Annotated in this window: 18 protein-coding genes and 1 pseudogene; 9 read left to right on the top strand and 10 right to left on the bottom strand. The window is 73.2% G+C overall.

Features of this window, described 5'->3' with window-relative positions; all coding sequences use genetic code 11:
* The 9 genes and pseudogenes from IH80_RS41250 to IH80_RS0135160 form a co-directional block, all read right to left on the bottom strand.
* Window positions 1-1522 (bottom strand): annotated as a pseudogene (locus IH80_RS41250) (hypothetical protein); the annotation flags it as partial.
* 4 nt (window positions 1523-1526) lie between these two features.
* Complete coding sequence (locus IH80_RS45505) at window positions 1527-1685, bottom strand: DUF6760 family protein (RefSeq protein ID WP_167344733.1); 159 nt, start codon at window positions 1683-1685, stop codon at window positions 1527-1529.
* Complete coding sequence (locus IH80_RS0135190) at window positions 1682-2179, bottom strand: zinc-ribbon domain-containing protein (RefSeq protein WP_030965867.1); 498 nt, start codon at window positions 2177-2179, stop codon at window positions 1682-1684. The genes IH80_RS45505 and IH80_RS0135190 overlap by 4 nt, the downstream gene beginning before the upstream one ends.
* Window positions 2176-2616, bottom strand: a complete 441-nt coding sequence (locus IH80_RS0135185; RefSeq protein WP_030388073.1) for a phage tail protein — start codon at window positions 2614-2616, stop codon at window positions 2176-2178. The genes IH80_RS0135190 and IH80_RS0135185 overlap by 4 nt, the downstream gene beginning before the upstream one ends.
* A gap of 75 nt (window positions 2617-2691) precedes the next feature.
* The gene (locus IH80_RS0135180; RefSeq protein ID WP_030965866.1) at window positions 2692-4251 is read right to left on the bottom strand and encodes a phage tail sheath family protein; all 1560 of its coding nucleotides are present in this window, start codon (window positions 4249-4251) and stop codon (window positions 2692-2694) included.
* 214 nt (window positions 4252-4465) lie between these two features.
* Window positions 4466-6544, bottom strand: coding sequence for an ATP-binding protein (locus IH80_RS0135175; RefSeq protein WP_030965865.1), 2079 nt, complete (start codon window positions 6542-6544; stop codon window positions 4466-4468).
* 101 nt (window positions 6545-6645) lie between these two features.
* A complete protein-coding gene (locus IH80_RS0135170) occupies window positions 6646-7350 on the bottom strand; it encodes a DUF4255 domain-containing protein (RefSeq protein ID WP_030965864.1) in 705 nt (234 codons plus the stop codon).
* Window positions 7347-10469: a DUF11 domain-containing protein gene (locus tag IH80_RS0135165; RefSeq protein ID WP_030965862.1), complete on the bottom strand. Its 3123-nt coding sequence runs from the start codon at window positions 10467-10469 to the stop codon at window positions 7347-7349. Before IH80_RS0135165 ends, IH80_RS0135170 begins: the two co-directional genes overlap by 4 nt.
* Before the next feature lie 225 nt (window positions 10470-10694).
* On the bottom strand, window positions 10695-11408 hold the full coding sequence (locus tag IH80_RS0135160) for a helix-turn-helix transcriptional regulator (RefSeq protein ID WP_051810273.1): 714 nt from the start codon (window positions 11406-11408) through the stop codon (window positions 10695-10697).
* Window positions 11409-11596: 188 nt separating this feature from the next.
* On the opposite strand from IH80_RS0135160, the gene IH80_RS0135155 reads away from it, so the two are divergent.
* Complete coding sequence (locus tag IH80_RS0135155) at window positions 11597-12946, top strand: hydrolytic protein (protein WP_420708906.1); 1350 nt, start codon at window positions 11597-11599, stop codon at window positions 12944-12946.
* Window positions 12947-13336: 390 nt separating this feature from the next.
* On the opposite strand, the gene IH80_RS0135150 is transcribed toward IH80_RS0135155, so the two are convergent.
* On the bottom strand, window positions 13337-13945 hold the full coding sequence (locus tag IH80_RS0135150) for a hypothetical protein (RefSeq protein WP_078906903.1): 609 nt from the start codon (window positions 13943-13945) through the stop codon (window positions 13337-13339).
* 133 nt (window positions 13946-14078) lie between these two features.
* On the opposite strand from IH80_RS0135150, the gene hemL reads away from it, so the two are divergent.
* From hemL to IH80_RS0135110, 8 genes are all read left to right on the top strand, one after another.
* Window positions 14079-15401, top strand: coding sequence for a glutamate-1-semialdehyde 2,1-aminomutase (hemL, locus tag IH80_RS0135145; protein ID WP_078906902.1), 1323 nt, complete (start codon window positions 14079-14081; stop codon window positions 15399-15401).
* Complete coding sequence (locus IH80_RS0135140) at window positions 15398-16096, top strand: histidine phosphatase family protein (RefSeq protein ID WP_030965858.1); 699 nt, start codon at window positions 15398-15400, stop codon at window positions 16094-16096. Before hemL ends, IH80_RS0135140 begins: the two co-directional genes overlap by 4 nt.
* A 243-nt stretch (window positions 16097-16339) precedes the next feature.
* Entirely contained in the window at window positions 16340-17566 is a 1227-nt protein-coding gene (locus IH80_RS0135135) for a hypothetical protein (RefSeq protein ID WP_030965857.1), read from the top strand.
* Window positions 17567-17644: 78 nt separating this feature from the next.
* Complete coding sequence (locus tag IH80_RS0135130) at window positions 17645-18271, top strand: TlpA family protein disulfide reductase (protein WP_030965855.1); 627 nt, start codon at window positions 17645-17647, stop codon at window positions 18269-18271.
* 4 nt (window positions 18272-18275) lie between these two features.
* On the top strand, window positions 18276-19049 hold the full coding sequence (locus IH80_RS0135125; RefSeq protein WP_037882023.1) for a cytochrome c biogenesis CcdA family protein: 774 nt from the start codon (window positions 18276-18278) through the stop codon (window positions 19047-19049).
* 13 nt (window positions 19050-19062) lie between these two features.
* Complete coding sequence (gene resB / locus IH80_RS0135120; protein ID WP_030965853.1) at window positions 19063-20766, top strand: cytochrome c biogenesis protein ResB; 1704 nt, start codon at window positions 19063-19065, stop codon at window positions 20764-20766.
* Window positions 20763-21845 carry a c-type cytochrome biogenesis protein CcsB gene (gene ccsB / locus IH80_RS0135115; RefSeq protein ID WP_030965852.1) on the top strand — a complete coding sequence of 361 codons (1083 nt, stop codon included), beginning with the start codon at window positions 20763-20765 and terminating at the stop codon, window positions 21843-21845. Before resB ends, ccsB begins: the two co-directional genes overlap by 4 nt.
* Window positions 21846-21870: 25 nt before the next feature.
* The gene (locus tag IH80_RS0135110; RefSeq protein WP_030965850.1) at window positions 21871-22386 is read left to right on the top strand and encodes an SRPBCC domain-containing protein; all 516 of its coding nucleotides are present in this window, start codon (window positions 21871-21873) and stop codon (window positions 22384-22386) included.
* Window positions 22387-22422: the final 36 nt, after the last annotated feature.

The raw sequence follows: 22422 nt of genomic DNA, 5'->3' as shown, positions 1-22422 counted from the left end.
GCATGGCGGGGCCGGGGGCGGCCGGTGCGGGGTCGGACGGGGTGGCGGTGGCGGGGAGTTCGGCGAGGGGTTCGCCGAGCGGGGCGCGGGTGCGCATGCGCTGGACGGGTGCGTCGGCGGCCGGCTCCGGCGGCTGCGGTGCGGCCGGGCCGCTCCCCGCGGGTTCGGCCTGGCGCTGCACGGTGGGCATGGCCGGGCCGGAACCAGTCGGTGCGGGGGCCGACGGGGTGGCGGCGGGCGGGAGTTCGGTGAGGGGTTCGCCGAGCGGGGCGCGGGTTTGCACCGGCTTCCCGGCCGCGGGGCCGTTCGCGGTCTCCGCCGCGCGCTGCACGGTGGGTGCCTGCGGTGCCGGGCCGCCTGCCGCGGGTTCGGCCGTGCGCTGCACGGTCGGCATGGCGGGGCCACGGGTTTCCGGGGTCGGGGCCGGCGGCGTGGTGGTGGGCGGGAGTTCCAGGAGCGGGCCACGGGTTTCCGCCCGCTGGACGGGCGTGTCCGGGCCGGTAGCGGTGGGCAGCGTGGCGGTGGTCGGCCGTACGGGCCGTACGGCGGGTACGCGGCGCCGCGGGGTGGACGGAACCCGGGCGGTGGTGAGCGCACGCCCGACGGGGCGCGGCCGGACCGTGACGGCGCCGGGCGCGCTCTCGTCCGTACGGCCGGGCCGGGTGTCCGAGGCGGCCCGTACCGGCGCGCCGGACCCGCCTTCGGCGGAGGTGGCCGGGACCACCGCGATGCGGCGGACCACGGGGAAGTGCGCGGCTGCCACCGCACGGTCCGGCCCGGCCAGGGGGACGGCGGACCGCTGCACGGCAGGAGCGGGCGCCGCCCCGAGCACGGTCGCGGAGTGCGTGGACGTGAGACCCCGCGCACCGGACCCGGACCCGGAACCGGCGGACCCAGAACCGGCCCCGGACCCGGCCCCGTCCGACGTCGCGGCGCCGGGGCTCGCGGACGACCGGGTCCGTACGGCACCCGACGGAGCCGCGGCCCCACGGGCCACGGCCCGCGAGACGATCGGGGCAGGTGCGCCGGTGCCCGTGCGGGTGCCGCGCTCCGCGGCCACTGCGGATGCCGCCGCACCGGACCCCGGCGACGGGGCGGCGGGTACGGCTCCTGCCTGCTCGGGCTCGGTGGGCAGCGCCCGCAGCAGCAGCGGGCCGCCGCCGCTGTGGGCGGGGCGGGCCGTGGCGGGACGGGCGACCCCGCGGACGAGTCCGGCCGGGGCGGACGGCAGCAGGCCGTGGGCGAGCCCGGTGTCGAACGAAGGGTTGCGCCACGCGGCCAGGCCGGAGCGGAAGGCGAGCCCGTCGCTGACGCCCGTCACCGACCGCGAGACGGTCAAGAGGGGTGGCGCGGTCATGCGCCAGCCGCCGTCCCAGTCGCCCGGCACGGCGGTCCCGACGGTCCCGACGGTCCCGCCGGGACCGGTGTCCGCGGCGCCGTCCTGGGCCCGGGCCACGGCCGCCCCAGCGGCAGCGGTGTCCGGCACGGCGGTGCGCCGACGCAGCCTGTCCCGCCATGCCATGTGTTCAACCGCCTTCGTTCACACGGGTGTTGATGCGAGCTATCTCGGTGACCCAGTCCTGGCGCTCGCCGTGGGTCAGGTCGAGGATCTCGTCGCGCCGCCAGTGGAAGTGGTAGGCGATGTACGCGATCTCCTCCCGGAGCCGGGGGAGCGCGTACGTCACGATTCCCCCAGGCGCCCACCGGAGAGGTCGACCTCGAAACCGCCCTCGCAGTGCGGGCAGGTGACCGCCGCGCGGGTGTGGCCCTCGCTGTTGACGCGCCGGTAGAAGTCCTGGAGGAACGCGACGTCGGTCGCGTACATCCGCTCTACGACCCCGGCGTGCACGTCGGTGATGGTGCCGAGCCGGGTGATCACCTGGCTGAGCAGCACCACGCTCAGGTACGCCGGGTTCTCCTTGACCCGCAGGTCGATCTGCGGGCGGAGCTCGTCGCGCGCGGTGGCCAGGCGCATCGCACCGTGCCGGTGCACCGTGCCCGCCTCGTCCACGTACCCGCGCGGCAGCTCGAACTCGAACTCCGTGCGCAGCCCGTGGTCCTCGCGGGGGGCCGGAGCGGCGGCGGCCGGGGGCGCCGCCGCCTGCTCCGGGGCCTGGGCGGGCGCCGTGACCTGGAGGATCTCCTCCAGGCTGCCCGCGGTCACCGTACGGCGCCTCATTCGACGATGATCTCCTCGAACACGATGGTCACGGACTCGGTGGCCGCGGCGGACTCGCCGGCCTTGAGGGAGGGGCCCTCCCACTTGGAGGCCCAGCCCTGCATCAGCTGGATGCGGCGGACGGTCGCGCCCGTGGAGTCCTTGATCTCGATCGTGAGGTTCTGCCGCGCGGTGTCGACGGCGCCGTTGTTCAGCGTCTCCTTGATCCACTTGGTGAACTCGCTGCTCTTGTCGAGTCCCCGGGTGATCGTGACCTCGCCCGCCTGGCGCGCGCCGGGCTGCTTGCGGATGATCTGCTTGCCCTCCGCGCTGACCTGGCGGACCTCGACGACCTCTTCCTCGACGGTCAGGCCGCTGATCTCCTGGATCGATTCGACCAGGTAGCCGCCGAGCTGCACGCCGAAGATATGGGTGGAAAGAGCATCGCCCTCTGCCATGACTGTCCTTCACCTTTCCTTACTGATGCTGCTGGTGCTGCCGGTGCGCTGCTGTCGCTGCCGTGGCCCGGAGGATCACTCGTCGACGAGGCTGGTGCTGTCGGAGAACTGGGCCAGCCGGAACACCACGAACTCGGCGGGCTTGACCGGGGACACACCGATCTCGCAGACCACGCGGCCCTGGTCGATCGACTCCTGCGGGTTGTTGTCCCGGTCGCACTTGACGTAGAACGCCTCCGCCGCCGTCCGGCCGAACAGCGCGCCGCGGCGCCACTCCTCGGTCAGGAAGGCGGTGACGTTGCGCCGGATGCTGGACCAGAGCCGATCGTCGTTGGGCTCGAACACCACCCACTGGGTGCCCAGGAGGATCGACTCCTCCAGGTAGTTGAAGAGGCGGCGCACGTTCAGATAGCGCCAGGCCGGGTCGGAGGAGAGGGTGCGCGCGCCCCAGATCCGGATGCCGCGGCCGGGGAAGGCCCGTACGCAGTTCACGCCGATCGGGTTGAGCAGGTCCTGCTCGCCCTTGCTCAGGCGCATCTCCAGGTCCACCGCGCCGCGGATCACCTCGTTGGCGGGGGCCTTGTGCACGCCGCGCTCGGCGTCGCTGCGCGCCCACACACCGGCGACGTGGCCGCTCGGCGGCACGGTCGTGTTGCGGCCGGCGGCCGGGTCGAAGACCTTCACCCACGGGTAGTAGAGGGTGGCGTAGCGGGAGTCGTAGCCGGCCTCGTCGTTGCGCCAGGTGCGCACCTGCTGGGCGGACAGCCCGGGCGGGGTGTCCAGGACGGCCACCCGGTCGCCCATCTGCTCGCAGTGGGAGATCACCGCGAGCTGTACGGTGCGCACGCCCTCGGCGTCGATGTCGCCGCGCTGGTAGGCGCTCATCAGGTCCGGCACCGCGACCATGGTGATCTCGTCGATGGTCTCCAGGCCGGCGAAGCCGGTGCGGGCGCCCGCGTCGCCGACGTACTCGGCCGGGTCGAGCCGGGACACGGTGCCGTTCCCGGCCGCGGCGGCCACGGCGCCGGGGGTGTCGGGCAGGGCCACGGTCTGGCCGGCGGGCCGGGTCTGGGCGGCGGACCGCTGCTCGGTGACCTCGATCAGCTTCGAGGCGCGGGCCTGGGTGACGAGGTAGCCCTTGACGTTCTTGCGGGCGGAGGCCTCGTAGGTCTCGGCGACCTGCTCGCCCTGGCGGACCAGGAGCTTGAAGCGGTCCTCCGGCGGGTTCTCCCCGTCGGCGTCGGCGATCTCCACGGAGACGCCGGTGACGCCCGGACGCGCCGTGATCAGGAAGCCGCCGAGCTCGACGGGCTGTGCCGCGCGGGCCTGGGGGACGGAGCCCGCGGCGGCCGGTGCGGAGGCGTCGCGGTCGGACCCGCCGATGCGGACGACGTACGCGGCGCCGCCGCCGTTGGCGAAGTAGCCGTAGATCGCGTGGGGCAGGTAGGTGCCCTCGGTGAAGCCGCCGAAGTGCTGGGAGTACTGGTCCCAGCTGGTGACCAGCGTCGGTTCGTGGAAGGGTCCGCTCTGGGCGAACCCGACGAACGCGGCGACGGCGGTGCCGACCCCTTCGATCGGGCGAGCACCGGACTGCACCTCCTCCACGTACACGCCCGGGGTGAGGTACGTCGGCATGCTCGCTCCTTCGTCACGGCTTTCCATCAGTTCTGGTCACAGCCTCGCGCGCGACAGCCCTCGTGGGCAGGGACGTTCGGGCCCGGTCAGGGGCAAGTACGCTGCCCTCGCGGTCGCCCCCGCGGGGCCGTCCAGGCAGCCGGGCCGTCCGGCGGGTCCGCGCCCACCGGTTCCGCCCGGCGGACCGGTCCGCCCGTCCGGTCCGCCACCCGGGTCACACGTCGGTGACCTGGCCCAGGTACGGTCCGAACTCGCCCTCCAGGAGCAGGCGTCCGAGCTTGCGGTACTCCTGGGCGACGGCGGTCATCACCTGGCGCATCGTCAGTGGCGCACCGGACGCGGCCGCGAAGTAGGCGGCCGTCACCGCGCAGGCCCGGATCGAGCCCCCGGCCAGTTCGAACCGGTCGGCGCAGAACCCGAGATCGACGTCGTCGGCCCGCGGCAGACGGTCGCCCAGGCACCGTTCCCACAGGGCCCGGCGCTGGGCGGCGTCGGGCACCGGGAAGTCCGCGATCACGTCGAGGCGCCGGGTGAACGCCTCGTCGAGGTTGGCCCGCAGGTTGGTGGTCAGGATGGCGATGCCGTCGAAGGACTCCATCCGCTGGAGCAGGTAGGCCGACTCCATGTTGGCGTGCTTGTCGTGGGAGTCCTTCACGTCCGAGCGCTTGCCGAAGATCGCGTCGGCCTCGTCGAAGAGGAGCACCGCGTTGACGGCCGAGGCCTCGGTGAAGATCCGTTCCAGGTTCTTCTCGGTCTCGCCGACGTACTTGTCGACGACCGTGGACAGGTCCACCACGTACAGGTCCATGCCCAGGTCGGCGGCCACCACCTCGGCGGACATGGTCTTGCCCGTGCCGGAGGAACCCGCGAACAGGGCGATCACCCCGCGTCCGCGGCCACCGCCGGGCCGCATGCCCCACTGCCCCAGTACCTGGTCGCGGTGGCGTGCGCGCACCGCGAGGTCGCGCAGCCGGCGGTGCGTGGGGGCGGGCAGCACCAGGTCGTCCCAGCCCACCGCAGGTTCCACCCGGCGGGCGAGGCGGGCCAGGCCCGCGCCGTTCTGGGCCCGTACGGCGCTGCGCAGGTCGTCGGGGGAGACGGGCCGGCCGTCGAGGGCGGCGGTGCGCGACGCGGTGTCGGCGGCGCGCCGCAGCTGCCCGGCGTCGAGGCGGTGCGCCGACACGGACCGGGCGAGCGCCTCCGTCCCGCCCTCCGGGTCCGTACCGTCTGCCGTGTTCGGGGCGCCGTGCTCCGCGCCGGCCCGTTCCAGCGCGTGCCGCCAGCGCACCGCCTGCCGGTCGGGGGTGGGGGACGTGACGGTCAGGGAGACGGGGGTGGCGGCCGCCCAGGCGGGCTCCCAGCCGCTCGTGCCGTGCGTGAACAGGGGGATGCCGCGCAGCACCGTGCACAGGGTGCGCAGGACGTGCGCCCGCTCGTCGGGCTTGTCGGGCAGTGCTTCCAGCGGACCGAGCAGGACGCCGGCGCCCAGCAGCCGGGCTTCGCGGGCGGCGGCGCGGGCGAGCGCGGGCAGGGCGCGGGCGCGGTGGGTCAGCGCCACCGGGTCCAGGACCAGGAGGCCCAGCCCGCGGGCCCGCAGTGCGGCGGCGGCCAGGCCCTCGGGGTCACCGCCGCGGGTGCGCAGGTGGACGTGGCCGGTGCCGCTTCCGGCCGCGGCGGCGGCCAGGCGCAGTTCGCCGGGGTCGACGGCCGGGTCGTCGGCGGCCTCGCCGAGCACCTCGGCCAGGTCCGGAGCGGGCGAGGCGTCGCCGAGCAGGTGGGCGGTGACCCGGTCCGGGACGGCCAGCGTCCGGGACAGGGGCGGCCGTTCGGGATCGGTGACCTCCAGCAGGCCGCCCGCGACGAGCGGGGCGCCGGGGGAGAGCCGGAAGCGTGCGGCGGCGGCGTGTTCACGGCCGCACAGTTCGAGGGCGAGCCCCACGGTCGGCCGGCGGCGGGTCAGGTCGTCGTTGAGGTAGCCGTAGAGCCGTTCGAACCGGGCGTCGAGGTCCGGGGCCAGGGCGACCAGGAGCAGGTCCAGGTCGACGGGCTCCAGCCCGAAGCGTGCGGCGAGGACGTCGAGCGGCGAACCGGACGGCACAGGGCCGGCCGCCGGGAGCGCGGGCAGGTCCGGGCCGTGCTCCTCGTCCAGGATCCGGGCGACCGCCTCGGGCGTGAGGTACTGGCCCCGGTAGGGGTCGTCCGGGTCGGGATCGACGGAGCGCCGCAGCGCCACGGCGTGCCGGACCCGGTCCTCGACGAGCCGGAGCCGCGCCCACAGGTACGGGCACGGCAGGCCGGCCGCCGCCGGGCCGGCCGCCGCCGGGTCGGCCGCCCGTTCCGGGCGCGGGTCCGCCACCCGTTCCGGGGCGGGGGCCGGCGTGCGGAGGGTGTGCGTCACGGCTGCCGTTCTCCTCGTCGGCGGCGGGCGGGGGCCTTGGGCCGTTCCCGGGAGCCGCCGAAGCCCTCCGGTCCCGGTGCGTCCAGTTCGACGTAGCGCAGCCGTCGCCGGCTCCCGTCACCGTCCGGTCCTGCCTGCGGTACGGAGTTCACCAGCAGGCCCTGGGTGACGGGCGGGGCGGCGACCTTGCTGATGCCGGCCAGCGGGGCCTTCACGCGCAGCCCGAGGGACGGCTTCAGTTCGCCGCCCAGCGCCGACCACACGTCGGAGGCGGCCGGCGCGTCCATGCCGGTGCCGCCCGCGTCCACGTCCACGAGCAGACCGAGGTCGGCGAGCGTGCCGGTGAGCAGGCGCGGGGGCAGCGTGTCGGTGGCGACGAGGCAGGACAGCACCTGGGACAGCAGCCGGTGCTCGTCCTGCGGCCTGCTCGCCCAGGCGGTGACCAGGTAGGTCAGCTCGAACCAGCGCGGCGGGGTGCGGCGCGCGACGACGAATCCCTCCTCGTCGTACACCTCGCCCCCGCCGCTGCCGCGCCGGGTCGGGTCCTCCCTGATGTCGTACAGGAACACGCAGACGGTGGGCGCGCTGCGGCGGGCGGCCCAGTCGCGGGTCGGCGCGTCGAAGACGACCTCGACGCCCGACGCCTCCAGGCCGGATTCCGCCAGCAGCCGCCGCAGCCCTTCGTCGACCTCGTGGATCACCGGCGGGCCACCTCGTCGGGCGGCTGCACCGTGCCGTTGACCACGAGGAAGTCGGTCTGCACGGGGGAGAATCCGGGGCCGCTCGCGGTGATGGTGCGCGGGCCGGTCTGGTCCTTGGCGAGGATCAGCAGCTGGCCGATGAAGGTGCCGTCGGCCTGGGGCACGGTGGGTGCGGCCGCCGCGGTGATGCCCGGCTTCCACGCGAACCGCACCGGCGCGCCGGGCGGGAAGTCCTCGCCGCGGACCGAGGTGACGAAGCCGGGCCTGCCGATCGGCGGGACGGCGACGATGCGCGGCTGGAGGATGCGCAGCTGCTGCCGGGCGGTGTTGTCGCCGGGGTCGGCGTCCGTGCCCGTCGTGGTGAGGGTCGCGGTGACCTGTGCGGTGAGCGCCTTGTCGGGGCTGAGGACGACCCGCAGGACGGTGCGGGCGCCCGGTGCCAGGTCAGGCAGTGCGCACGTCCAGTTCTGGTCGCAGCCCGGCGGCGGACCGTCGTGGGGGACGCCCTCGGGCAGGCCGATGCGCAGCCGCAGGCCGGTGGCGAGGGCGCTCCGGCCGTTGGCGACGGTGTAGGTGACGACGACGCGGCCGCCGACGTAGCCGGGGTTCGGCTGTGCGGTGATGCTCACGCCGGGGCCGGCCTGGGGTGCGGGCGGCTGCGGTGCGGGCGCCGGGGTCGTGGGCGGGGTCGTGGGCGGCGTCGGCCCCGGCGTCGGGGTGGGCGGCGTCGGTGTCGGCTTCGGGGGTACGGGGGCCTCGCGCACCGGCACCACGGTCCGGCCGGCGTTGTCGCTGGGGCGGGGGTCGAGGACGGTACCGGTGACCGACCACTCCACGGGCTGGTCGCCGGGGGTGACGCCGGTGAGGGTGACGGTCACCGGGACGGTGGTGCCGGCCGGTACGACGCCCAGGGCGCAGGTCAGGGCCGCGGCGTCACAGGTGGCGCCGGGGGCGGAGAGCCCGGTGACGCTCACGCCGAGCGGGGGTGCGACGGTCAGCCGGGTGCCGGGGGAGGCCGCCGGACCGTGGTTGACGACGTCGACGCGGACGGTGGCCGGGCCGCCGACGGTGAGCGGCGGGGTCCGGTCGGGTGCCCGCACCGCGAGGTCCACCGACTGCTGCACGGCGGGCTCCTTCTGACGGCCCGGCAGGCCGGTGACGAGCAGGTTGTGGGCGCCGGTCGCGACGTCCACCAGCTTCAGCTTCTCCGGGCTGTTGACGGCCCGGGAGCCGCGGCCGGTGAGCACCAGGGACGTGCCGTCGGCGGTCCAGGCGGCGTCGCGGGGCTGGTAGGGGCCGTTGCCGGTGGTCTCGGGCAGTTCGCGGCCGCAGGCGCCCGGCTTGTCGCGGGCGGCATCGGGCAGCAGGACCCGGCAGGTGCCGCCCGTGGGGGAGGCGAGCAGGATGCCGGTGCGCTCGTCGACGCGGCCGCCGCCGTTCTTGCGGTTGAAGGCGACGGTGGCGCCGTCGGGGGAGAACGCCGGGCTGTCGTCGATGACTTCGCAGGCGCCGAAGCAGACGGTGGCGCTCAGGTCGCGCTGCTGGTCGAGGCGGTCCACGGGCACGGTCCAGATGTGCTTGTTGCCGCCGTGGCCGTTGATCACCAGGTTGCGGGTGAAGGCGAGCGTGGTGCCGTCGGAGGACCAGGTGGGCTGGGCGTCACCGCCCCTGGGCCCGCCCGCGGGCGGGCTGATCTCGCCGCGGATCGCGCCGGTGGCGGCGTCCGCGATCAGGATGCGGCTGGGGCCCGCGGCCTCGCCGACGCCGCCGGGCGACGTACGGGTGAAAGCGAGGTACCTGCCGTCGGGGGAGAACGTGGGGTCGGTGTCCCAGTCCCTGGGGCCGCGGCCGGCCAGCGGCAGGGCCGCGGCGTTGGTGCCGTCGGCGTCCGCCATCCAGATCCGCTGGATCCGGGCGTCCGCCGTGCCCTCGAAGCGGGTCACCACGATCCTGCGCCCGTCGGGCGTGTAGCTCTGCCGTTCCGTCCACGGGTCGAAGCCGGGGCCCGGCCGGAACAGCGGGTCCTTGGCCGGGTCGGTGTTGGTGTCGGCCGCCGGGTCTTCGTTCAGGATCGTCAGGCCCAGGTCGCGGGGGTCGGAGCCGTCCGTCCGGGCATCCTGCAGGGTCACTGCGTGCCGGCCGGCCGCCGAGATCCGCTCGACGACGGCGCCGCCGCCCTGGAGGGGTCCGAGCCAGGTGGGGGAGCCGACCTCGCGGTCCTCGCTGTAGACGAGCTTCGGGGTGTCCGCCGAGTGCGCGGGCACCTGGAAGACGTGGTCCCAGTCGCCCTTGCATTCGCAGGTGCGGTCCGGGCTGAGGAAGAGCAGACCGTTCCCGTCGGGCAGCCACGCTGCCCCCCGGGTCCGCCAGCCCGCCTGGGTGCCGGCCAGCAGCTGCCCGTCCGCGCGCCCGTTCGTCCACCGCAGGCGGGGGCCGGAGGCCCCGGTGGCGGTGTAGGCGATCACGTCGCGGTTGGTCGCGTCGTCCACCGGGTTCCACACGGGCTCGGTGGCCGGGCCGCCCGCCGGGTCGGTGAGCCGGGTGGCGGCGCCGCCGCGCAGGGGGCGTACGTAGACCTGTGCCCCGGCGGCCCGGTCGGTGTCGGAGGAGTACGCCAGGCGTCCGCCCTCCGCGGAGACGGTCGGGTGCTCCTCGTTCGCGGGGGTGTCGGTCAGCCGGGTCAGGCCCGTGCCGTCGGTGCGTACGAGCCACAGGTCGCGCTGGACGCCGCCGGCCGCGGCGCGGTGCGCGGAGTCGAAGACGACCGAGCGCCCGTCGGGGGTCAGCCGGGGGTTGCCCGCGTCCATGCCGCTGGTCAGCCGACGTACCGAGCCGTCCGCGGACCGCAGGTAGACCTGCGGGTTCTTCTCGTCGCGGCGGCTCGCGAAGACGAGCCGGTCGCCGAGCGCCGACGGCTGGACGTCCAGGTGGGCCGGCCCGTCACCGAACAGCGGGGTGCTGGCGTCGGTCTTGTCGCCCGCCACCCGCCCCAGGCTGCGGTGGCGCGTACCGGCGTACGCGACCCGGCTGTTCCCGGCGTCGGCCGCGAGGGGCTGTGCCCCGGCGTCGCCCGGTCCGGCGGCCGCCGTCACCGCGAGCAAGGGCGCCAGCAGCAGCATCGACGCGCCGGCCCTTCCCCAGCGGTGTCGCCGACGGCCGGACCCATCCGTGCCCCTCACGGCCCACCTCACAGTCCGGTCCCGCATCCTGCCTGTCACCCCGCCACCCTGCCGGTCCGGCCGCGCGGACCAGGAGGGCCGCGGGGCCGGACCCGGGGGAAGCGTCCCTTGCGCTTTCGGGCAGTGGCGGGCGGTCGCACCGCCCGCGACCGCCCGAGCGTGCGGTCAGATCAGCCCGTTGCGCAGGGCGTAGCCGACCGCGTGCGTCCGGTTGCGCAGCTGGAGGCGGGTGATCACCTCGTGGAGCACGTTCTTGACGGTCCGTTCGGAGTAGGAGGTCTTGCGCGCGATCTCCGCGGTGTCCAGGCCCTCCGACACCAGGCGCAGCATGTCCGCCTCGCGCGAGGTCAGGGTGGACAGGGACACCGAGCGCGGGTCGAGCGCGGAGCGCTGCAGGCTGCCCATGTGGTCGAGGAGTTTCGCGAGGAGGTCGCCGGGCAGCACTCCCTCGCCGTTCGCTATCGCCAGGACCAGCCGCAGGAGCCGGTCCTGGTCGGCCTCCGCGCGCCGCAGGACCGCGCTGACCCCGCATTCGATGGCGCGCTGCAGCGCGTCCCCCGACTCGAACGTGCCGACCACGAGCCCGGTGCGGGTGTCGGGGTTGTGCCGCAGCCGGTACAGCAGTGCGGCCGTCTCGTCGTCCACGCTGTCCACGGTGACGAGCGACACCTGTGCGCCGTCGGCCTCCGTGTCGGGGACGAGTTCGATCTCGGGGCGTTGGCGCAGCTGGTGGACGACCCCGACGCGCAGGATCGGATCCGATGCGTACACGGCGACGGTCACCCGCCGACCGGTTCTGCGGGGAGGTGCCGGGGTGGAGGGCTGGGGTATGCCGGTGCCTGAGGTGAGGACGGGGCTGTTGTTGTCAGCGCAGCGCATGTGTCGTACCTGTTCCGTGATGCGTACGTGGGGTGACGGAATTGGCCGGCCTGGTCGGATCTCGACGCTGAGAGCCAACCGGCGGCCGTACATGAGGAGTTGAGGAAGTCTGTGGGGGCATCCGGACTGCCCGGGGCCTTGCCCCCGCGTCCGTGGTGGCGGCCGGGGCGGCGCCGTAGCGTCGTGGCGTGACATCCCCAGCTGCATCTCCCAGCCCTGGCGCGCCCGTCCTCGACATCGAGCCGGTGTCGGTGATGCCGGGCGGTATCGCCACCACGAGCCTGACCGTTCGCAACGACAGCGACATCGTCGAGGCGTACCGCCTGGAAGTCGTCGGCGACTGCGCTGCCTGGACCACGGTGGAACCCGAGCGCGTCTCGCTGTATCCGGGCACCTCGGAAACGGTGACGATCCGTCTGGCGCCGCCCCGTTCGCCCCAGGTGCGGGCCGGGGACGTGCCGCTCGCCGTGCGGGTGCTGCCCACCGAGCAGCCCGACGCGGTGCGGGTCCCCGAGACCACCGTCCATGTCGGCCAGTTCCGGGAACTGCGCGCAGAGAGCGCTCCCAAACGCCGCCGCGGATGGCTGCACGGTCGCTACCGCATCGCCGTGCGCAACGAGGGGAACGCCCCGGTGAAGGTGGGCTTCACCCCCGCGCAGCCCGGCGAGGAGCTGAAGTTCGACTTCGCCCCCGCCGCGCTGAAGCTGGAGCCGGGCGAGTCCGCCGAGGTGGTGCTGAAGGTCCGCACCGGTAGCCCGGTGTGGTTCGGATCCCCCGTGACCTGGCCGTTCACCGTGGAGGTGGCCGAGACCGAGGACGGCGAGGGCGGCGACTCCGCCGCGGCGCGCCCCGAGCAGGAGGCCGTACGGGCTCCGCTGGAAGTGGAGTTCGTCCAGATCCCGATCTTCCCGACGTGGCTGCTCGCGGTGCTGGCCGCGCTGCTCGCGCTGCTGCTCGCCTGGTTCATGCTGGTACGCCCGGCCGTGCGCTCCACGGCCAAGGAGGCCGCCGCCGAGGCCGCCAGGAATCCGGCGCCCGCCGCGGACGCGGCGGGGCAGACCCCGGTGACCGGTGACGGCAAGCAGCCGGGCGGCGCGGGTACGGGACCGGGCGCGGCCAAGGGCAACCAGCCCGGCGCGGGCGGCGGCGGTGGGGGCGCCGGGACCGGCGGCGGTGCGGGCGGGCTGCAGAGCTCGGCCACCATCGACCTGCAGACCGGCGGTGGCCAGAACAAGACCGGCTCGTACACGGTGCCCGCGGGCAAGGTCTTCGGGATCACGGACCTCGTCGTCGCCAACTTCCAGGGCGACGAGGGCGTGGTGACGATCAACTTCGGTGACCGCAAGATCACGACGATCGCGCTGGAGACGTTCCGAAACCAGGACTACCACTGGGTCACCCCCATCAGCATCACCGAGAGCCAGACTGTGACCGTTCAGGTGACCTGTGCAAAGCCGGGCACGCCGGCCACCGGCCGCCAGGCGCAGGAGTGCCACGAAGTCCTCAACGTGAGTGGTGTGCTGAGCGACCTCAGGTGACCCGAGCGGCACGGACATCGTCCGTCAGGCTCGCCCAGGAACAAAGCGGACCCGTGCCGGTCCGTCCGGAAAGTGTTTGCCGGACGGACCGGTGACGGGTCGTCGGCAATCGCGCCTTCCGGTGCGGTTACGCCGTTCCACGGCTATTGCCGACCTACTGGACGGTAGTGAGGCAGCCGGAAAATATGGCTGCAATTCGATGTTGGTCCAGGTCCCTCGCCGTACGGCCCGAGGGCACACCGCCCGGGCGCGCGGGCGGCCGGGCCGTCGGGGGGTTACGGCTGGTAGCAGCCCTCATGCAGCCGGTGGCTGAAAACCTGCGGTGACGCACTCCGGCACGACGGGGGCAGGGTTCGTTCGTGATCCCGTGGCCGGCCGGGGAGGACCGGCTCAGGGCCAGACGAGGCAGTACGGCTGGTGGCCGGCCTCGTGGAGGCGGTGGCTGAAGTCCTGCCACTCGTGGAGCAGCTGGTAGACGTTGAAGGCGTCGCTCGGGCCGCCGCGGTCCGGGACCGTGGACCAGATGAAGGCGGCGGCGCCCACGGACTCCTCGCCGATCCCGCGGAGCGGGTCGACCACCGTCATCGGGAGCTTGACCACCGCGTAGTCGGGGTGGAGCACGACCAGCTCCAGCGGCGGCACCTTGTGCAGGGGTATGCCCTCGATGCCGGTCAGGACCATCGCGGCCACCGTCTCCGGCTTGATCTTGGTGAACAGGCCACCCATGCCGAGCTCGTCGCCGCCGAGCTCCTCCGGCCGCATCGTCACCGGGACCCGCGCAGCCGTCGCACCGTCCGGGGCGCCGAAGTACTTGTACGTCACGCCCATGCCGCGACCCCGGGGCACGTCGTCCTCCGCCGCTGCGGGCTCCGGCACGGCGTCGGCCGCCTCGGTGGCGCGCCGGCGGTGCCTGCCCCGGCGGCGGGCCTCGCGGGCTTCGCGGGCGCGCTGCGGATCGAGGCCGTCCGTACCCTCGCCCGGTCCACCACCGCGTTGCATATCTCCACCCGACTGGTCTTGCTCGTCCCGGCCCCGCGACCTCCGCCGCGCAGCCTGATCATCATGGCAGTGACCTCCCCCGCGGCGACGCGGTGAAACGCCCGCCCGCAAGTCTGTCGCAGCCTCTGAGACCATGGCTGGTGTGAGCTACCCGTACCCGTATGAAGCCCCAGTTTCGCAGACGCTCTTCGAGCGCGCCTCCCTCGTGACCCCCGGCGGCGTGAACTCTCCCGTGCGCGCCTTCCGTGCCGTGGGCGGTACGCCCCGGTTCATGGTGTCCGGCACCGGTCCGTACCTCACCGATGCCGACGGCCGCGAGTACGTGGACCTCGTCTGCTCGTGGGGGCCGATGATCCTCGGCCACTCCCACCCCCAGGTGATCGAGGCCGTCCAGGCGGCCGTCGCCCGCGGTACCTCCTTCGGCACGCCCGGTGAGGGCGAGGTGGCGCTCGCGGAGGAGATCGTCGCGCGCATCGAGCCCGTCGAGCAGGTGCGCCTGGTGTCCTCCGGGACGGAGGCGACCATGTCGGCGATCCGGCTGGCACGCGGCTTCACCGGTCGCGCCAAGGTCGTGAAGTTCGCCGGCTGCTACCACGGTCACGTGGACGCCCTGCTGGCCGCCGCCGGTTCCGGTCTGGCGACTTTCGCGCTTCCGGACACCCCCGGCGTCACGGGCGCGCAGGCCGGCGACACGATCGTGCTGCCCTACAACGACCTCGAAGCGGTCCGGTCCGCCTTCGCCGCGCACCCCGGCGAGATCGCCTGCGTGATCACCGAGGCGGCGCCCGGCAACATGGGCGTGGTCACCCCCGCCGAGGGCTTCAACCAGGGGCTCGCGGACCTGTGCCGCGAGAACGGCGCGCTCTACATCTCCGACGAGGTCATGACGGGCTTCCGCACCTCCCGCGCCGGCTGGTACGGCGTCGACGGGGTCAAGCCCGACCTGATGACCTTCGGCAAGGTCATGGGCGGCGGTTTCCCCGCCGCGGCGTTCGGCGGCCGCGCCGACGTCATGGGCCACCTCGCCCCCGCGGGTCCCGTCTACCAGGCCGGCACGCTCTCCGGTAACCCCGTCGCCACCGCCGCCGGCCTCGCGCAGCTGCGGCTGCTCGACGCGGCCGCGTACGAGAAGGTCAACGCCGTCTCGGCGGAGATCCAGGGCCTGGTCACCGGGGCGCTCGCGAAGGAGGGCGTGGCGCACCGCCTGCAGACCGCGTCCAACATGTTCTCCGTCTTCTTCACCGAGGACGCGGTCCGCAACTACGACGACGCGAAGAAGCAGGAGAGCTTCCGCTTCAACGCGTTCTTCCACTCGATGCTGGCGCAGGGCGTCTACCTGCCGCCGTCCGCCTTCGAGTCCTGGTTCGTCTCCACCGCCCACGACGAGAAGGCGATCGAGCGCGTCGCGGCGGCACTGCCGGCCGCCGCCCGGGCCGCCGCGGAGGCCACGGCATGAGCGACGACGGCCGCGACGTGACGTCCGACCTCACCGTCGTGCACCTGGTGCGCCACGGTGAGGTGCACAACCCGGACGGGGTCCTGTACGGGCGCCGCGAGGGCTACCACCTCTCGGAGCTGGGCCGCCAGATGGCGGACCGGGTCGCCGAGCACCTCAAGAGCCGGGACATCGCCTACGTGGTGTCCTCCCCGCTGGAGCGGGCGCAGGAGACGGCCGAGCCGATCGCCAAGGCCCACGGCCTCGACCTGGCGACGGACGCGCGGCTGCTGGAGGCGGAGAACGTCTTCGAGGGCAAGACCTTCGGCGTCGGCGACGGCGCGCTGCGCAAGCCCGGCAACTGGAAGCACCTGACGAACCCGTTCAAGCCCTCCTGGGGCGAGCCGTACGTCGAGCAGGTGGTCCGGATGATGAGCGCGCTGGAGGCCGCGCGCGACGCGGCCCGCGGCCGCGAAGCGGTGGCGGTCAGCCACCAGCTGCCGATCTGGATCGTGCGCAGCTTCGCCGAGAAGCGCCGGCTGTGGCACGACCCGCGCCGTCGGCAGTGCACGCTCGCGTCCCTGACGTCCTTCACGTTCCAGGGCGACAGGCTGGTCTCCGTGGGCTACAGCGAGCCGGCCCGGGACCTGGTCCCGGCGCACCTGCTGGCGGGTGCCAAGCCGGTGAAGGGCGCGTCCAAGGCGTTCGGCGCCTGACCCGGACCTGACCCGGGCCCGCCGCAGGTCTGATCCGGCCCTGCGGCAGGTCTGATCCGGACCTGCCGCAGGTCTGATCCGCGTCGCGTCCGACGGTCTGTTACGGGCCGTTACAGGCCTGTCTAATTAAATACAAGATGCGCGGGAATCACCGTGTCAGCACACATGTCCGGCCAACTTGTCCGTTTATATGGACTTTGGGCCGGGTGGGGTGACGCCGATGGGGACGGTGACATGCGCGACATCAGGGGAGTCAGTCGGAGGGGGTTGCTGGGACTGGGACTTGGCGCCGCGGCCGCGATGGGAGTCGCCGGCTGCGGACTGCCCGACGTGTCCGGTCCCGGCGCTGCCGGACCCGTGAAGAACCCGAAGCCCGGCGAGGGGCCGCCGGGCAGGCCCATCGGTGACGGCTCCACCGCCGACACCGGCCCGCAGCCCCACCAGCCCGACCGGCCCGTGCCCCTCCAGCCGGGTGAGACGCCGCCCCAGTTCGTGGTCTTCAGCTGGGACGGCGCGGGGGAGATCGGCAACGGTCTCTTCCCGCGCTTCCTCAAGCTCGCCAAGGACCACGGCGCCACCATGACCTTCTTCCTCTCCGGCATCTACCTGCTGCCCGAGTCGAAGCGGAGCCTCTACCGGCCGCCGAACAATCCCGTCGGCGCATCCGACATCGGCTACCTCAAGGACGAGAACGTCCGGGCCACCCTCGCCTGCGTCCGCGAGGCGTGGCTCGACGGGCACGAGATAGGGACGCACTTCAACGGCCACTTCTGCGGGGGGCCCGGCTCCGTCGCCCGCTGGACCCCGGCCGACTGGGAGAGCGAGATCGACCAGGCCATGTCCTTCGTCACGCGCTGGCGCACGAACACCGGCTTCGCCGACATGGAGCCGCTGCCCTTCGACTACCGCAAGGAGCTGACCGGCGCCCGCACCCCCTGCCTCCTCGGCCGGGACAACCTCCTGCCGACCGCCCGGAAGCTGGGCTGGCGCTACGACGCCAGCTCGCCCGGCGGCCTCCAGGTCTGGCCCGAGCGCCGGTCGGGCGTCTGGGACCTGCCGCTGCAGGCCCTCCCCTTCCCGGGGCACTCCTTCGAGGTGCTGTCGATGGACTACAACATCCTCGCCAACCAGTCGAAGAACACCACGCAGGGCGTGCCCGCCCACTACCCGGCCTGGCGTTCCCAGGCCACGGCCACCTACCTCGGCGGCTTCCGCCGGGCCTACGAGACCAACCGCGCACCCCTCTTCATCGGCAACCACTTCGAGGAGTGGAACGGCGGCATCTACATGGACGCGGTCGAGGAGGCGCTCAAGGGCATGGCGGACAAAAGGGATGTAAGGCTCGTATCGTTCCGGCAGTTCACCGACTGGCTGGAGGTCCAGGACCCCAAGGTGCTCGCCCGGCTGCGCACCCTCGGTCCCGGGCGGGCACCCGCCGGTGGCTGGAACACGTACCTCACCGCCGCCTGATACATCGCCTGACCAGGGCATTGACACCCGGCCGGGGGGTGCGGAAAATCCGCGAATTGCTCATGCGAAACTTTTCACATGAGCCTTAGCCGCGCCCCCCGACGCCGCTCACCCAGCGGCCGCGCCCTCCTGCTGACCGCGGTGACCGTCACCGGCGCCCTCACGCTCACGGCGTGCAGCGGTTCGGACAGCGGCAAGCCGACCGGCAGCGGCGGCAACTACGTCACGGGCGCGAGCGGCATCTCCACCTCCGCCAAGGGCGAGCGGACCGAGGCCCCGGGGCTGGACGGCGAGACCGTCGACGGCAAGACCCTCGACACGACCGGCCTCAAGGGCAAGGTCGTCGTCCTCAACGTCTGGGGCTCCTGGTGCCCGCCGTGCCGCGCCGAGGCCCCGGCCTTCGCGAAGGTCTCGAAGGAGTTCGCGGACGCCGGCAAGGACGTCGTCTTCGTGGGCCTCAACGTCCGCGACAACAGCAAGCAGAACGCCGCCTCCTTCGAGGAGACCTTCGGGATCCCCTACCCGAGCCTCTACGACCCCGACGGCAAGCTGCTGCTCCGCTTCCCCAAGGGCAGCCTCCACCCGAACGCCATCCCCTCCACGCTCGTCCTGGACCGGGAGGGCAAGATCGCCGCACGCACCCTGGCCCCCCTCGGCGAGGACAAGCTGCGCTCCATGATCGACCCCGTCCTCGCGGAGCAGTGACCTCGTGGTCCACTACGTGCTCGCCGCCGAGGTCACCGGGGTGAACGAGACGGTCCTGAACGGGGCGCTGCTGCTGGCGCTGCCGATCGCGCTCCTCGCCGGGCTGGTCTCCTTCTTCTCGCCCTGCGTCCTGCCCCTGGTCCCCGGCTACCTCTCCTACGTGACCGGCGTCAGCGGCGCCGACCTCGCCGAGGCCCGGCGCGGACGCATGCTGGCGGGCGCGCTGCTGTTCATCGCGGGCTTCACCGCCGTCTTCGTCTCCACCGGAGCGCTCTTCGGCTTCTTCGGCCAGACCCTCCGGGAGAACAACGAGATCATCTCCCGCGTCCTGGGCGGGGTGGTGATCTTCATGGGCCTCTTCTTCATGGGGGCGATCCCGGGTCTGACGATGCGGGAGTTCCGCTTCCACCGGAAGCCGACGGCCGGCCTGCTCGGCGCGCCCCTGCTCGGCGTGCTCTTCGGGGTCGGCTGGACCCCCTGCATGGGCCCCACCCTCGCCGCCGTCACGACCCTCTCCCTCGACCAGGCGAGCGCCGGCCGCGGCGCGCTGCTGACGGTCGTCTACTGCCTGGGCCTCGGCGTGCCCTTCGTCCTCGCCGCGATCGCCTTCCGCAAGGCGCTCGGTGCATTCGGCTGGGTGAAGAAGCACTATGCATGGGTGATGCGCATCGGCGGCGGCATGCTGATCCTCACCGGCCTGCTGCTCGTCACAGGTTTGTGGGACAGCATCGTCACCGACATGCAGGCCTGGACCCAAAGCTTCACGGTGGGGATCTGAGGAACCGACGGACATGAGTACGACTGACAAAGCGTCCACCGAGGCGTCGCACGAGCCCGTCCCGGCGGACGCCGCAGAGGCAGCGGCCGGCTCCCAGCTGTCCACCGCCCCCGTCGAGGACAGCGGTCCCGTCGGCATCGGCGTGATCGGCTGGGCCCGCTGGTTCTGGCGGCAGCTCACCTCCATGCGGGTGGCGCTGATCCTGCTCTTCCTGCTGTCCCTGGGAGCCATCCCCGGCTCCCTCGTCCCGCAGACCAACGTCGACGCGATGAAGGTCGCCGAGTGGAAGGACGAGCACTCCTCCTACGTCGGCGTCGCCGAGGCGCTCCAGCTCTTCGACGTCTACAGCTCGGTGTGGTTCTCCGCGATCTACCTGCTGCTGTTCGTCTCCCTGATCGGCTGCATCATCCCGCGCGCCTGGCAGTTCGTCGGCCAGCTCCGCGGCCGCCCGCCGGGCGCCCCCAAGCGGCTCGACCGGCTGCCAGCCCACACCACATGGCGTACGGACAGCACCCCGGACGAGGTCCTCTCGTACGCGAGGACGCTGCTCGCGGGGAAGCGCTTCCGCACCGAGGCGGGCCGCGGCACCGTCGCGGCGGAGAAGGGCTACCTCCGCGAGGCGGGCAACCTGGTCTTCCACGTCGCGCTGATCGTGATGCTCGTCGCCTTCGCCTGGGGCCAGTACTTCAAGTCCGAGGGCGGCAAGCTGGTCCTGCGCGGCAGCGGCTTCTCGAACACGCTCACCCAGTACGACGACTTCAAGCCCGGCACGCTCTTCCACCCGGACGACCTGCCGCCGTTCAGCTTCACGCTGGACCGCTTCGACGCCACCTACGAGATGTCCGGCCCGCAGCGGGGCACCCCGCGCGACTTCAAGGCGTACGTCACCCTCAGCGAGGGCGCCCACGGAACGCCGCAGAAGCGCGAGATCCAGGTCAACAAGCCCCTGGAGATCGACGGGTCCAAGGTCTACCTGCTCGGCCACGGCTACGCGCCGATCATCTCGGTGACCGACCCCACCGGGAAGGTGATCTACAAGGACGCCGTTCCGGTGCTCCCGCAGGACGGCAACCTCACCTCCACCGGAGCCGTCAAGGTCGCCGACGGCTACAAGGACAAGGACGGCAAGCCGGAGCAGCTCGGCTTCACCGCCGTCTTCGTGCCGACCTTCGCCGGCGAGGGCAAGGGGACGATGTTCTCGCAGTTCCCCGCCCTCCTGAACCCGCAGCTCATGCTCAACGCCTGGCACGGCAGCCTCGGCGTGGACTCGGGCCTGCCGCAGAACGTCTACCGGCTCGACACCTCCAAGATGGAGGCCTACAAGGACGCGTCGGGCCAGCAGCTCATCAAGAGGCTGGCGCCCGGCGACACGATGACCCTGCCGGACGGCGCGGGCACCGTGAAGTTCGAGGGCATCGAGCGGTGGGCCACCTTCTCCGTCACCCGCCAGCCCGGCAGCGGCCTCGCCCTCGCGGGCGCGATCGCCGCCATCGCGGGCCTGGCCGGGTCGCTGTTCATCCGGCGCCGCCGGATCTGGGTGCGCGCCGTGGCGGGCAAGGACGGCGTGACCGTCGTCGAGATGGCGGGCCTCGGCCGCAGCGAGTCCGCCAGGCTCCCGGAGGAGCTGGCGGAGCTCGCCGCCACGCTGCACGAGCGGGCGCCGACCGCGACGCCCGCCGAACCCGTCGAAGAAACCCCCGAAGGAGAGCGCGGATGACGCCGCTCGCTGCCGCAGCCAACGAGAACCTGGCTCAGATCAGCAACTACCTGATCTATTCGTCGATGGCGGTCTACACGCTCGCCTTCTTCGCGCACATCGCCGAGTGGACCTTCGGCAGCCGCAGCAAGGTCGCCCGCACGGCCGCCGCGCTGACCGGCTCCCAGGAGACCGCCGCCCCGGCCGTGCAGGTGCGCGGCAAGGGCGGCGCCACCGCCGTACTGGACCGGCCCAAGGTCACCACCCGCTCCGGCGCCGGCACCCGTGACGTCCCGGACGGCCCCGGCGCAGCCGGTGGCACCGTGCAGGGCGACCTGTACGGCCGGATCGCGGTCTCGCTGACCGCGCTCGCCTTCCTCGTCGAGGCGGCCGGCGTCGTCACCCGCGCCATGTCGGTCGAGCGGGCCCCCTGGGGCAACATGTACGAGTTCTCGATCACCTTCTCCACGGTGGCCGTCGGCACGTACCTGGCGCTCCTCGCCCTGAAGAAGAACGTCCGCTGGCTCGGCCTGATCCTGGTCACCACCGTCCTGCTGGACCTCGGCATCGCGGTCACCTGGCTCTACACCGACAGCGACCAGCTCGTCCCGGCCCTGCACTCGTACTGGCTGTGGATCCACGTCTCCACCGCCATCTTCTGCGGCGCCGTCTTCTACCTCGGCGCGGCCGGCGCGGTCCTCTACCTCTTCCGCGACGCCTACGAGGGCAAGCTCGCCGGCGGCGGCAAGCCGGGCAGGATCGCCTCCTCGGTCCTGGAGCGGCTGCCCTCGGCGGCCTCGCTCGACAAGTTCTCGTACCGCATCAACGCGGCCGTCTTCCCGCTGTGGACCTTCACGATCATCGCGGGCGCCATCTGGGCCGGCGACGCCTGGGGCCGCTACTGGGGCTGGGACCCCAAGGAGGTCTGGTCCTTCGTGACGTGGGTGGCGTACGCCAGCTACCTGCACGCCCGCGCCACCGCCGGCTGGAAGGGCCGCAAGGCCGCCTACCTGGCGCTCTTCGCCTTCGCCTGCTGGATCTGGAACTACTACGGCGTGAACATCCTGCTCAGCGGCAAGCACTCGTACGCGGGCGTCTGACCGGCCGGAGTGGGACGCTGGTGGCATGTCCCTCGTGAGCCATGCCACCAGCGAACGGCGCGGCGAGAACCACTGGCTGCTCCGCTTCGAGCTGCACCTGCCCTACTCCTACGAGGCCCTCTGGCGCGCCGTGACCACGCCCGACGGGCTCCGCGGCTGGCTGGCCGCGGCCGATGTCCTGGAGCGGCGGCTCGGCGGGGCCGTCACACTGCGCTGGCTGAACACCGGAACCGTGGCGAGCGGCCACGTCTCGGCCTGGGACGTGGAACGCGTCGCCGAGTACACGGTGGCCGGGCTCGGGCGGATGCGCTTCCACCTGGAGGCGGTCGGCACCGACTCCACGGTCATCCGGTTCGTCAACGAGCGCGGGGGGTCCGACGAGGCCCGCCTCGACTGCCTGGCCGGCTGGCACGAGCACTTCGAGCTGCTGGAGGCCGCGCTGGCGGGGCGGCCGACGGACTGGTCCACCTGGACGGACAGCCGCTGGGCCGACCTGCGCGCGTCGTACGCGTCCTTCAGCGAGGCCCGCAAGGCCTCCTGAGCCCGGCGCCCGGCGCCCGGCCCCCCGGCCCCCGGC

Source organism: Streptomyces sp. NRRL S-378 (genome assembly GCF_000720645.1).
In the GTDB taxonomy this organism is placed as follows: Bacteria; Actinomycetota; Actinomycetes; order Streptomycetales; family Streptomycetaceae; genus Streptomyces.
The sequence above is the reverse complement of the archived record's forward strand: the minus strand, read 5'-3'. Positions and strand labels throughout refer to the sequence as shown.